Origin of the sequence: Peribacillus psychrosaccharolyticus ATCC 23296 (genome assembly GCF_000305495.1) — a bacterium.
Taxonomy (GTDB): Bacteria; Bacillota; Bacilli; order Bacillales; family DSM-1321; genus Peribacillus; species Peribacillus psychrosaccharolyticus.
Genome location: NZ_AJTN02000040.1, coordinates 1 through 12,121 on the forward strand (window position 1 = coordinate 1; position 12,121 = coordinate 12,121).

The following is a 12,121-nucleotide window of genomic DNA, read 5'->3' on the forward strand; positions in this document are numbered from 1 at the left end:
ACTGAATAGATAAAAAAGGAGTGCCAGTAATTTATCTAATCACTGGCTACTCCTTTTTTATTGAGCTTTAGAATAGTGAATATCTGTTCTTGCTGTCCGTTTTCGTTTCATCGATAGTGCAGCTGACCCTAGTGCTATGAGGACAAATATGCCGCCGATAGTAGGGTTTAACTCCACTGAGGAACGTTCGATGATGATGCCCCCAACCATTGAACCAAAAGCAATGCCAAGATGAAGAGCAGAGTTATTTAGGCTTTGTTGAATATCTGCTGTTTTTGGTGAAGCTTCAATTAAATAACTTTGTAAGGCAGGTGTCATTGCCCAGCTTAGCATACTCCAGATAAACATAACCCCTAGGAAAAGAGGGAGGGAGAAAGTTGTATAGGGAAGGATGAAAAGTGAGAGAGCAAAAGCTATGATTACAGATACAATGGTCTTCTTGGTTCCGATTCGATCTGAAAGATAGCCGCCTATTCCTCCGCCAGATACGGCTGCGATACCGAAAATGAGGTAGACGATGCTGACCCAGCCAGCGCTTAATCCTAATTCGCTTTTTAAGAAGGGTGTTAAGTAACCGTACAGTGTTAAGTGACCAGCCATAAACATAAAGGTTGTCAGCTGAGCAAAGAGAATTTTTCTGTTTTTTAGCGTGCGAAGCTGAGCAGAAAGAGAAATGGCTGGCTTAGGCGGGAATTTCCCCATGAAAAAGTACACGCCAACCATAGAAAGAATGGTTAACACTGAGATAAAAATAAACGGTGCACGCCAGTTAAAGGCATTTCCAAGGGCAAGTCCAATTGGCACGCCAAGCACTAATGAACCACTAACACCCATAAAGACAATTCCAATAGCACGGGCACGATATTGAACAGCAACGATTGCAGAAGCTGTGGTCACACATAAAACGATGAGTAAAGAACCACTTATAGCTGAAATAATTCGAGCAAGCATTAGCACACTGTAACTAGGACTTAATGCAGAAAGCAAATTGCCAAGGAAGAAGACACATAAAGAAAGTAAAATTAATTTCTTTCGCTCCATCTTCGCTGTTGCAATTAATAGAATAGGAGCGGAAATAGCATAGACTAGTGAAAAAATGGTGATCAGTAAACCGGCTTGGCCAAGGCTAACATGTAAATCAGCCGCAACTAAATCCAGCTGCCCGCCGATAATCAGTTCGACCATCCCGACTACAAATGAAACTACTGTAAATAAATAGACGCGTTTATCCATAGATGTATACCTCTTTCGTAAAAGTTACTACTACGATAGTAACTTTTATTACGAAAGAAAACAAGAGGTAGTTTTTTTGTGCTATGATTAACCTACAAGAATGAAGTAAGGAGTAAAAAAATATGCTTCAGCAATTTGGTTTTACACAGTACGAAAGTCAAGTATATGAATGTCTTATTTCCGATGGAATGGCACTGGATGCTACAGCAATTGTGAAGCAGTCCGGCGTGCCCCGTGCGAAAGTTTATGAAGTGCTGCATCGCTTGTCTGAAAAAGGACTGATTTTGGAGTCAACGATTGAGAAAAAGCGGTTGTATACGGCGCTTCCCATTGAAACAACGATTGAAAAATTGAAAACGGACTTTGAAAAAAATGTCGAAAAACTCAGGAATAGAAAACGAAAAGCTGCACCTGCAGATGACCGGGTCTGGACACTGAAAGACAATTCCTCCATACAATCAGTATTGAAAGATATGATTGGACAAGCGGAATCCTCTATTTTTATCTCAGGATGGACCGATGATCTACAAAATTATCTGCCTTTACTAGAGGAAAAATCCAAGTCAGGTGTAACTGTCAAAATTCATACGATTGGAGTACTTGATACGTCGATTTCTGAAGTGTCAACATTAGTGCCAGATGTCCAGCATGATACGTTGGAAAGAAGTAGAATTATTATTGTGGATGACAGAGAAATGCTGTTTGCAGGCATTGAGGAGAGTAAATGGCAGGCAATCCGGACGCAATCTGGACCACTTGTTAAATTCTTCACCGAGTTCTTTTATCATGACATCGCCCTAACTGAGATTACACAGAGACACCAAGATACGGTCATGAAGGATGAGAAAATACGAGAGGTATTAATGAATTTACGGTATTAGAACTGAAAACAAGAGACCTTTTCGGAATTCGAAGAGGTCTCTTGTTTGGACTCGATGTAGTACTCATTTCATATCAATGAATGTGAGATAAGTTTTCTTATGAAATAGAGAACAATCATTTATCGAACGCTTTATCAAATTTTTGAGATTCATTTTGAATGGCGGTTGTAATCGGGCGACGTTCTGTTTCATACTGATATGCGTACAATCACCAAAAGCGATGATTGGGAAATGAAATCTTCTTTATTTAATTCATAGCCCCTCCTTGTTTGAATAATTTACCATTTTATTTTATTATTAGTTAACAGGAATAAAAACGATGGGCGGCCAAACTATGAATCAAGATACAAATCAAGGGAGCTTTCATAGGGGTTTTCTCTTTTTAGCGAATAAGGAATATATCAAGGATTTTCATACATTGAGTTACAAATCGGGTAACGCTGGTCAGTTTACAGCTACATTGAGGGTGATGCATGAGACTGAAAAAGTTGAAAAAATTATTTTTTATGCAATGCTAGAAGGAGAAGGAACCCTTTTGGAATTTAGTGTAGCGGGGGTAAAGAAGGTCCATCATTTGGTGGATGTCCCGAGACACGGTGAGGTAGATTTTATATTTACGTTTGAAGATCTGCCGCCGGGGAATCATATTATTTATTTAATGACTGAAGACTACCTTAATCCTTTTTATATAGAAGAAGAATGTAAAGGACATATAGGTTTTTTTTATTTTGCCATTGAAGTAGAAAATGCGAACAAAAAAAGACTGTCTAATCATGTGGAGTTGTTTGAATATAACGGAAATACTTGTCAGAATGATAAGGGAGTGAAAATTACCCTTTTTAAAGATAAAAAGATGAAGAAGTTGCTAGAGTCCGTATGCAGCGGCAGCTATTATTATTTAGCTATTAATAATCCTAATGATTTTGAATATGATGCTAATTTAAGTGTATTAGTGAATTATGAGTTGAATCAGCTAGGCAAAATGACGATTCCACAGAGTTCAAAGGTAGTATTCCCCATTATATTAAGTGAGGAACTTCTTGAGGATAAACAAAGCATATTATTTTTATTAATTGGTAAACCGATTAAGGAACCAAATGAATATGGCTTTCCGGAAAGAATCAGGTTTATTTCTAAACGATTGGAGGTTTTTCGTTTATACTAGACTAGTTTAGAAGATTCAACTATCAGAGAAAAAGAAAGGAATCACCGACACATATGATGATCCTCATGATTGGTTTAGCTGCGCTCGTCTTTGCTGCACTCAGTTATTATGTGGGCTATAATGGCTGGGTTTGGCTGAAGACTACTTTTTTATCGAAATATAAAAAGATGTATATCGGAATCATTGTTATCCTTTCCTGTTCTTTATTTATTGGTCTATTTTCATCACTTCTTGTTTTTAAACTACTCGGTTATTTTTGGATGATGATTATTGGATACGGAATCATTCTACTGCCAATTTGTAATCTATTAGTCTTCTTAATGAAGAAGAGGGGCATTTTTTGGATTGGTATAAGTGTTTTCGCAGTCTATGGGTTTGTATTTATTTATGGCTCATTTAATGCTTGGAGCCCTGTGATCCGGAATTATAACCTGACCGTTGATAAAAAATCCAATGTGGAAGACGTGGAAATTTTGATGGTTTCCGATTTGCATATTGGCGCAATTGTTGGACCCGCGCATATCCAACGTTTGGTTGATAAGGCAAATCAAGTGAAGCCTGATATCATCTTAATTCCAGGAGATGTCATCGACGATCATATACAGCCATACATAGATAATCATGTTGGTGAGATATTAAAAGAATTAAAAGCGCCCATGGGCGTTTATGCGACACCAGGTAATCATGATTATTACGGCGATGACTTAGAAAAGCTTGAAGTTGAACTGAACAAAGCAGGTATTAAGCTTTTAATGGATGAAACCGTGAATGTGGACGATTTATTTTATATTGTAGGCAGAAAAGATGTTACGGATGAAAATAGACAAGCCGTCAGTGATTTAGTCAGTGAACTTGATCAAACGATGCCGATCATTATGATGGACCACACACCACTAGACCTGGATATTGCTAAAGAGAATGGAATTGATGTTCTTTTATCAGGCCATACCCATAAAGGTCAGGTCGCTCCAGCCAATCTCATTACCAGCAGGATTTATGAAAATGATTGGGGCTATTTACGAAAAAGCACCCTCCAATCGGTTGTTTCCTCGGGATTCGGGACGTGGGGACCACCGCTTCGGATTGGCAGTCGCTCAGAAGTTAATGTGATTAAAGTGAAATTTGAATAATCAACATTTCCGATAGACAGTCTTGCTGCGAGCAAGGCTGTTTTTTTCATGATTAAAGACAAACTTCACCTATTTTGGCTCCCAAGAGGGCTTTTACATATGTCATACACATCAAGGCTTGAATATCATTAAGGTAGGGAGCAGAGGGGGGAGTTGTGGTGGATAACCAGATAAAGGAGCTATTTGGGAGTTGGGTACAGGCAATTGGCACCTTTATTGCTGCTGTAGGAGCGACTCCTTCATCAATCCTAACCGCTCAACAATTGAACAACTTAAGTTTAATAGGAAATGGTTTACAGGGGATTGGGAATGCCTTGATTGCCGACACGATTGAACAGTTTAATTTAGAAAAAATCGGTAACGAATTACAAGCCATTGGAAATTCAGCTGTGGTCAGTGGAATGGTTCTCCCTGTAGATGATAGTACCAGTCAAGAGCTAGTCATTAAAGGGAATTGGCTGCAAGCATTAGGAGGGTGTGCAGCGATTGGTGACGGGTTTGCTCATTTAGATGAACCAGGAGAAGCGATTAATGTGATTTCGAATCTATTACAGGGAATCGGTAACTCACTTCAAGCCATAGGCGGTATTGAACAGCTTCGAAGTGGTAATGAAGAGGATGGGGAAGTTGAACAAGTGCTCGGCAGCTGGATTCAAACGGTTGGTTCCGTATTAGGAGCGCTTGAAGTAACAAAAGAAACCTATTCCCCTGATACCGATGAAAGTAGTTAGGGAATAGGCAAAATGGAATTATCTTGTCTTATTTTCTCTTACGAATCATATCGTTTGGCTTCACCGGTTGAGTTACTTTCATACGGACAATTTGCAGCGCATGCGGGGCACGAACAATCGGTTTGCCCTGTTCATCCCATAATGAATGTAACTGTTCCTGATGATGACGCATTCCTGGTCCATAGAATTCAAGTTCATCGCCAACGCCAAAGTTATTCCGCTGCTGGATAACAGCTATTTGTGAGTCCTGATCGTATTCTAGCACTTGGCCGACAAATGCATATTGCGGAATCTTCCGTCGTTGGCCGAATAATTGTTCATTTTCAGTGGGCTCGTTATAGAAGAAACCTGTAGACAATTCCCGTTGCGCTACTTTCCAAAGTTCATCAACCCATTCTTGCTTGAGTATATAATTTTCTGGATCTGCACAATAGCTGTCAATCGCTTTGCGGTACACATTCGAGACGGTCGATACATAATGAATTGATTTCATTCTCCCTTCGATTTTTAAACTATCGATTCCGCTGTTTACGAGATCAGGTATATGGTGAATCATTGATAAGTCAACGGCGCTCATGGAAAAGGGTTCGGTACCTGCTTCAGTAATAGACTGGTGTTCACCAGGCTCATCCATTTCGAAAAGACCATAATGCCAGCGGCAGGACTGAGAACAGCCGCCTCGGTTTGCATCACGATTCGCCATATGATTGGAAAGGGTGCACCGTCCGGAATAAGAAATACACATCGCTCCGTGAATAAAGGCTTCGATTTCAACGTCCGTTTTCGCTCGGATTTCATTCATTTCTTCCATAGACACTTCACGTCCTAACACACACCGTGTTAAGCCAAAGTCTTTCCAGAAATTAAGGGTCTCATAGTTTACGGCAGATTGCTGCGTGGAGAGATGCATCTCTAACCCTGGTGCATCACTGGCACAAATCGTCATCAAAGCGGGATCTGAAATAATCACGGCATCGACGCCGATATCCCGAATGGTCCGAAAAAAGTCTCCCGCTCCAGCTTCATCGCCTTCATGCGTCATCATATTGGTCGCGACATACACTTTCGCACCATAAGCATGAGCATAATCAACGCCCTCTTGCATGTCTGTATAATCAAAGTTTCCTGCGCGAGTCCGCAGCCCATACGCTTCTCCGCCAATATATACAGCATCGGCCCCATAAAAGATGGCGGTTTTTAATTTTTCCAATGTACCGCCGGGGGCAAGTACTTCCGGTTTTTTGTGATGACGGTCATGATTGAGCCTCCTATGTCGTTTATTTAACCTGGTCTGGTTTCAGTAAGAAAAAGCCTGTGTCGAGACCTCGCTTTGCAGGATGAAACCGACGTAAAGCACGGTCAAGTTGAGCGCCTAAGGCTTCACTCCAAAGACCGGCTTTTATGGCTTCACGTGCTTCAACAAATAATTTAGCGATAGACACAAAGGATTCCCCAGAACAATATAGGCCGTCTAGTTTCCAAGTCGTTAAGTTTACGGCTGCTAACTGACCAAGATAGGGTAGTAAGTTAAGTTCATTATTGGCAAAAATATGAGTACCGTTGCAATCTTCGTAAATCGAATAGTGGGTATCATCACCTTTTGGTTCGGAGAGGAATAGGTCCCGCTGACGGCTGACATCTTCACTTTTTTCAATAAAATTAAAATAGTTTCGCATCAATTTTCGTTTGCTTTGATGGATACACGTGGCTCCATAGACTAATACTTCAATCGGCAGTGAAGCTTTCGCCATCATTTGCAGCTCCTCAAATGGAACCTCACGTGCCGCAACGGCTCCAACCGCACCGAATTTTGCCCAAAAGTCAACTTGGCGATGGTTGGTTACGATCGTCTCCGCGTCATATATAAACGGAATATAATAGTCAGGCTGCTTCATTAGCTGGATGAGGCCAGTATCACCAACACTTATTCGATCTACACCGTTTTCCTTCAAGAAGGTCAAATAGGAGGGAACGGTTTTGATTTGCTCATTATGTAAAATAGCATTGACTGCAACAGTTACCTTACGTCCATGCGCATGGGCATATGCAATAACAGCACGCTGCTCTTCTCGGCTAAAGGAATACGGCAATCGTAATCCATACGCTTCTTCCCCTATATAAATTGTATCCACACCGCAATCAATCAGGTGTTTCGCTTGCTCAAAAGACTCTGCTGTTGCTAGTAGTTCAATCATGCGATTATCTCCTTTACTAAGTTCAAAGAAATGCAGGTATTGAAAAATGGTCATCAATATGTAGGCTACCGTACAAACTCACCATTATTTTACCTTATCGTTTCCATTTACAAATGCCTGCTTTTCATACATTTCATGTCTTTTTTTAGGATTAAAAAGAAAAAAAGGCGTTCGCTAAGTTTCCTTAACGAACGCCTTTTTTATTATAGAACAATCATACTTAACAAGATTCCAATTCCGATACTCGCTACCGTAGCAATTAATCCAGGAATCATGAAGCTGTGATTCAAAATGTATTTTCCGATACGAGTTGTACCGGTTTGATCAAAGTTAATCGCTGCGACAACCGTCGGATAGTTAGGGATAAAGAAATAACCATTAACGGCAGGGAACATAGCAATGAGAAGTGCTGGATTGATCCCCAGTGTAATTCCAAGCGGCATCAATGTACGAACCGTAGCTGCTTGGCTGTATAGAAGAATCGATAAAACGAACAGGGCAATCGCGAACAGCCAAGGGGCTGCGGTAACTAAGCTTGAAATATTATTCGTGATGAATTCGGCATTTCCATTGAAGAATGTGTCACCCATCCAGGCAATACCGAATATAGCGACGACGGCTGTAGCACCAGCTTTAAAAATAGATCCTGAAACAATGGTATCAACATTGGCTTTACAGATGAGGATAATGAAGGCAGCAGCTGAAAGCATAATCATTTCAATCGTTACAGGCATTGCCATTCGAGTAAACTCGCCTTCGATAGTCCAGCCAGGTCGTAAGCCTTCAATAGATCCAAACAGCACGACCAATAAGGCAGCAATTAGGAAAATAATAACCGATGACTTTGACCCTTTAGAAGCAATAAATTCCTTTTTATCTTTTCTAATAGGAGCCAGGCCCTCTTCTAAACGTTGTAAATAAATTGGGTCTTCATTAAGTTCTTTCCCCATTTTACTTGAAACAAATGCAGCAAGCATACAAGCAATAAACGTAGAGGGAATCGTAATAAGTAAGATATCTAATAATGTGATATTAAAATCTGTTAATAAAGCTAAAAGTGCGACAGTTGCGGCTGATATCGGGCTTGCCGTAATCGCTTGTTGTGAGGCAATTACCGCAATGGACATCGGTCTTTCAGGCCGCACACCTGATTCACGCGAAACTTCCGCGATGACAGGTAAGACTGAATAAGCCACATGACCAGTACCCGCACAGAAAGTAAAGAGATACGTAACGATTGGTGCAACATACGTAATATACTTAGGATTTTTCCGCAAGGCCTTTTCTGCGAGATAAACGAGGTACTCAAGTCCTCCTGCAGCTTGAAGCGCACCAGCGGCTGTGATGACTGCTAATATCATTAACATCACGTCGATGGGCGGGGAAGTCGGCTGTAAGCCAAAGATAAAGACAAATATCGCAATCCCTACGCCACCCATAACTCCTAGTCCTAATCCACCGATTCGTGCACCTATGATGATACATCCGAGTAAAATTAATAAATGAATCCAAAACATAATGTCGTCTCCTTAAGTTGCAAGATTTAATGGCTTGCACCTTTATTCTATAGCAATACGTTTAAGGTGATGCCCCAAATAAGTAACGTTTTATGAATTATTTTACCCTATAGGGTATAGAAATGATCGTCTTCCTGGGACGGGAAACACGACTTGTTCATATTTTTATCGTTCCCATTTTACAGGAACTTTTAGCTGAAGAACAGTTCAAAGTATTGTTATGACGCTAAGTGAGACAAAAGACTAAGGGAGGTAAGGACTATTTTCTCATTTGGAAAAACCACGAATATTCAGGCAAAAAAAATTAGTATAATAAAAACAGATTTTGTTTAGGAGGGAATAAAATGTTGATAGGACATATAAAGGAAATTGTTCGCCATCCTATAAAATCATTTTATGGAGAAAGTGTAAAAAAAACGAATGTTATGAAATATGGACTATATGGAGATCGCAGCCATGCTTTTTTAGATGAAACACGACCAGGAAAATATGTGACCATCACACAATGCCCAAATATGGCAAGATATAAAGCAAAATTTTCGGGAGAAGAAACCATGCATGAGTATCCCCTAATCGAAATAACGACACCTGAGGGGAAGGTAGTGAATTGGGAAGATGAAGGGCTAACAAAACAAATAGAAGCTGAATCAAATCGAGCCGTATCCTTAGTGAAGTATTCTCCCACTGATGTACCTATAGGGGCCATTGAATTAGAACATCTTCAACTAATATCGGATGCATCACTAAATGCATTGCAAAAAATATGGGGAAAAGAAACGCTCAATCATAGGCGTTTCCGACCAAACCTAGTCCTCGCCTTAAACGATCAAATCCCATTCATGGAAGAAATGTGGTTTGGCAAGACATTAAAAATAGGAAAACAAGTGGAAATACAGGTAAAGAGACACTGTGAACGCTGCATGATTATAACCGTCAATCCAGATAATGCGGAACGAGACCCATCTTTACAAAAAATTGTGTTAAACCAACGCAATAATCATTTTGGCGTATATGCTTCCGTGATGCAAACAGGGGAAATACTAGTGGGGGATGAAGTGTTACTGGTTGATTGATGGTTCAGAGCCTTGCTGCAAGTATGTGCGGCAGGCTCTTATGTTTTCTATTTAGAAATTTTTCTAAATAGATATCGACTTTTTCTGAAAAACGGATTATAATTCTATTTAGAAGTCTTTCTAAATAGAGCGGAAGAGAGGTGTCATGGTGGGGTTTCCAGAAACATTTAAAGCACTATCCGACCCGGTACGAAGAGAAATTTTAATTCTGCTCAAAGATAAGAAATTATCAGCAGGGGACATCGGAAAACACTTTGATATGACAGGTGCTACAATTTCCTACCATTTATCACAATTAAAAAAAGCAGGATTACTTTTTGAGACCAAGTATAAAAACTTACATTTACTACGAAATTAACATTTCTGTATTTGAAGAGGTCATGTTGTGGTTCTCACAGTTTGGAGGGAAAGAAAATGAAAAGAAAAGTTGATCGAACATTAATCATTACCACATTGATCTGCTTGCTGCCAATTGTCATCGGCTTAGTGCTTTATAATAAGCTGCCAAACGAAATAGCTATTCATTGGAATGCTTCGGGAACCCCTGATAATTATGTTCCAAAAGCAATTGCAGTATGGGGATTGCCGATCCTCATGGCCTCCATTCATCAATTTGTCTTAATGATGATGGAAAAAGACCCTAAAAGAGCAAACGTATCAACTGTATTAAAGCAGGTAGGAATATGGATTATCCCAATCATGTCATTGATTTTAACCCCAGTAACATTGTTTAAAGCGCTTGGATATAACATTCCCATTGAAATTTTAGTCCCAGTAATGGCGGGCATACTAATCACAGTATTTGGAAATTATTTACCTAAATGCAAGCAAAACTATACAGTCGGAATTCGATTAACATGGACACTTAATAGTACAGATAATTGGAATAAAACACATCATATGGCAGGCTATTTGTGGACAATCGGTGGGATTTGTATGATCGTTGGCGGATTTTTAACTATATACTGGGTACCTATTGTTCTGATCATTGCAGCCATTCTAGTTGGAGCACCCGTTTTGTATTCCTATTTACTGTATAAGAAGGGGATATGAGTTGCATTAGAAAGACAGTCGACAATCTGACTGTCTTTTTATTTAGTTCTAAATTAATCTCGTAAACTCAGAATCTACCTAGCAACTTTCAGTAACCCGGACTACCCTTGTTATCCAAGTATTTGCAAGGATAAATATCCTCGTAAGAGAATCTGTTTGTAAAAAAGATAAATTGATAGTTTAATCATAGCTTTGATTTCGAATAGTTTAAATTTAGTTTACACTATTTATATTTTAGTTAACATAAGATCTGAATCTCGGAAGCTGACCTTGTGCCGGCTTTTTAGAGTTGAATGAATGAATTGTATGAGGATTTTACTTTTAAAAGGCCGGCAATTGGAACGACTATTTATTCAAATGGTTCTTCTCTTATTTGAATTTGTAATTAATATTAGAAGGAAAATTATTATGCTTATTCCCAAAATAATTGCCCCTACTATACTAACTCCCATTCCTGAGAATCCCCTAATTACCTTCAAACCAACAAAATGCGTGACGATACCTAAATTCACAAGAATCAATGGTGAAATATATTCTTTTTTCTTGTTTTTAATCACCCAAAACATTCCCCAAATACTTAGTAAAGAAATAACAATTGGAAAATAGACAAAAATAACAGAATTAAGCAAAACTAACCCTCCCAACATTTCCAAGTTTATTTATTTACAAATATTACCATATTTTATCGTTATAGTTTTTAGTTTGCTGGATAAAAAATATTATTTCTTGAATTTGAATGTATGATTTGTATAAGTATCATACGTTCAAAAGGCAGCCAATTGGCAGCCTTTAGCTGAATAAAATAACCGTTTATCCAAGAATCTAAATAACTTTTTTTAGTTTACAGTATTTTTGTAATATTTTCCCATCCGTATACAAGTTCATTGAGTTTCTTCCCAGAAATGTTAACCTCAATGGTGTCTATTTTTTTACCATCAAGACCCTCATAAAAAAGACGAGAACTATTATCTTCAAGCACTAAAACTATATTGAACAAAGGTTTTTTTGTTGTAGTTCTTTAATGATTGGTTTAACTAATAATTTTCCTAACCCATTTCCTTGATACTCTTTTAAAATATAAATAGCATATAATTCACCAGTGTAATCAGGGTATTTACTAGATCTTTCTTTACCTACCAGATG

Annotated in this window: 12 protein-coding genes and 1 pseudogene; 7 read left to right on the top strand and 6 right to left on the bottom strand. The window is 38.9% G+C overall.

Annotated features, from left to right (window positions below):
* Nucleotides 1-57: 57 nt before the first annotated feature.
* Nucleotides 58-1,233, bottom strand: coding sequence for an MFS transporter (locus tag WYK_RS04450; RefSeq protein ID WP_040373394.1), 1,176 nt, complete (start codon nucleotides 1,231-1,233; stop codon nucleotides 58-60).
* Between the two features lie 122 nt (nucleotides 1,234-1,355).
* Here WYK_RS04450 and WYK_RS04455 point away from each other — a divergent pair, with 122 nt between their 5' ends.
* The 4 genes from WYK_RS04455 to WYK_RS04470 all read left to right on the top strand — a co-directional run bounded on the left by WYK_RS04455 (nucleotide 1,356) and on the right by WYK_RS04470 (nucleotide 5,140).
* The gene (locus WYK_RS04455; protein ID WP_040373395.1) at nucleotides 1,356-2,114 is read left to right on the top strand and encodes a TrmB family transcriptional regulator; all 759 of its coding nucleotides are present in this window, start codon (nucleotides 1,356-1,358) and stop codon (nucleotides 2,112-2,114) included.
* A gap of 334 nt (nucleotides 2,115-2,448) precedes the next feature.
* Nucleotides 2,449-3,279: a hypothetical protein gene (locus tag WYK_RS04460; protein ID WP_152526404.1), complete on the top strand. Its 831-nt coding sequence runs from the start codon at nucleotides 2,449-2,451 to the stop codon at nucleotides 3,277-3,279.
* 53 nt (nucleotides 3,280-3,332) lie between these two features.
* The gene (locus WYK_RS04465; RefSeq protein ID WP_040373397.1) at nucleotides 3,333-4,409 is read left to right on the top strand and encodes a metallophosphoesterase; all 1,077 of its coding nucleotides are present in this window, start codon (nucleotides 3,333-3,335) and stop codon (nucleotides 4,407-4,409) included.
* 158 nt (nucleotides 4,410-4,567) lie between these two features.
* Nucleotides 4,568-5,140: a DUF6944 family repetitive protein gene (locus WYK_RS04470; protein WP_040373398.1), complete on the top strand. Its 573-nt coding sequence runs from the start codon at nucleotides 4,568-4,570 to the stop codon at nucleotides 5,138-5,140.
* Nucleotides 5,141-5,168: 28 nt separating this feature from the next.
* On the opposite strand, the gene WYK_RS04475 is transcribed toward WYK_RS04470, so the two are convergent.
* From WYK_RS04475 to WYK_RS04485, 3 genes are all read right to left on the bottom strand, one after another.
* Nucleotides 5,169-6,350 carry a peptidase U32 family protein gene (locus tag WYK_RS04475; RefSeq protein WP_051387305.1) on the bottom strand — a complete coding sequence of 394 codons (1,182 nt, stop codon included), beginning with the start codon at nucleotides 6,348-6,350 and terminating at the stop codon, nucleotides 5,169-5,171.
* Between the two features lie 67 nt (nucleotides 6,351-6,417).
* Nucleotides 6,418-7,335 (bottom strand): peptidase U32 family protein, encoded by a 918-nt coding sequence (locus tag WYK_RS04480; RefSeq protein WP_040373399.1) that lies wholly within the window; start codon nucleotides 7,333-7,335, stop codon nucleotides 6,418-6,420.
* Nucleotides 7,336-7,538: 203 nt separating this feature from the next.
* The gene (locus WYK_RS04485; protein WP_040373400.1) at nucleotides 7,539-8,852 is read right to left on the bottom strand and encodes an anaerobic C4-dicarboxylate transporter family protein; all 1,314 of its coding nucleotides are present in this window, start codon (nucleotides 8,850-8,852) and stop codon (nucleotides 7,539-7,541) included.
* Nucleotides 8,853-9,196: 344 nt separating this feature from the next.
* On the opposite strand from WYK_RS04485, the gene WYK_RS04490 reads away from it, so the two are divergent.
* The 3 genes and pseudogenes from WYK_RS04490 to WYK_RS04500 all read left to right on the top strand — a co-directional run bounded on the left by WYK_RS04490 (nucleotide 9,197) and on the right by WYK_RS04500 (nucleotide 10,978).
* Entirely contained in the window at nucleotides 9,197-9,925 is a 729-nt protein-coding gene (locus WYK_RS04490) for an MOSC domain-containing protein (protein WP_040373401.1), read from the top strand.
* Between the two features lie 148 nt (nucleotides 9,926-10,073).
* Nucleotides 10,074-10,356, top strand: a pseudogene (locus WYK_RS04495) (autorepressor SdpR family transcription factor).
* Nucleotides 10,340-10,978 carry an SdpI family protein gene (locus WYK_RS04500; RefSeq protein ID WP_051387306.1) on the top strand — a complete coding sequence of 213 codons (639 nt, stop codon included), beginning with the start codon at nucleotides 10,340-10,342 and terminating at the stop codon, nucleotides 10,976-10,978. The pseudogene WYK_RS04495 and the gene WYK_RS04500 overlap by 17 nt, the downstream one beginning before the upstream one ends.
* 353 nt (nucleotides 10,979-11,331) lie before the next feature.
* Here the strand turns inward: WYK_RS04500 and WYK_RS04505 are convergent, their stop codons facing one another.
* Both WYK_RS04505 and WYK_RS26115 read right to left on the bottom strand, forming a co-directional pair.
* Entirely contained in the window at nucleotides 11,332-11,607 is a 276-nt protein-coding gene (locus tag WYK_RS04505) for a hypothetical protein (protein ID WP_040373402.1), read from the bottom strand.
* Nucleotides 11,608-11,962: 355 nt separating this feature from the next.
* Nucleotides 11,963-12,118 carry a GNAT family N-acetyltransferase gene (locus WYK_RS26115; RefSeq protein ID WP_328286263.1) on the bottom strand — a complete coding sequence of 52 codons (156 nt, stop codon included), beginning with the start codon at nucleotides 12,116-12,118 and terminating at the stop codon, nucleotides 11,963-11,965.
* Nucleotides 12,119-12,121: the final 3 nt, after the last annotated feature.

Bases quoted from the DNA above. Each gene is read 5' to 3' on its own strand.
- WYK_RS04490 (WP_040373401.1), top strand. From the start codon at position 9,197: ATGTTGATAGGACATATAAAGGAAATTGTTCGCCATCCTATAAAATCA.
- WYK_RS04455 (WP_040373395.1), top strand. From the start codon at position 1,356: ATGCTTCAGCAATTTGGTTTTACACAGTACGAAAGTCAAGTATATGAA.
- WYK_RS04460 (WP_152526404.1), top strand. From the start codon at position 2,449: ATGAATCAAGATACAAATCAAGGGAGCTTTCATAGGGGTTTTCTCTTT.
- WYK_RS04500 (WP_051387306.1), top strand. From the start codon at position 10,340: ATGAAAAGAAAAGTTGATCGAACATTAATCATTACCACATTGATCTGC.
- WYK_RS04485 (WP_040373400.1), bottom strand. From the start codon at position 8,852: ATGTTTTGGATTCATTTATTAATTTTACTCGGATGTATCATCATAGGT.
- WYK_RS04465 (WP_040373397.1), top strand. From the start codon at position 3,333: ATGATGATCCTCATGATTGGTTTAGCTGCGCTCGTCTTTGCTGCACTC.
- WYK_RS04450 (WP_040373394.1), bottom strand. From the start codon at position 1,233: ATGGATAAACGCGTCTATTTATTTACAGTAGTTTCATTTGTAGTCGGG.
- WYK_RS04480 (WP_040373399.1), bottom strand. From the start codon at position 7,335: ATGATTGAACTACTAGCAACAGCAGAGTCTTTTGAGCAAGCGAAACAC.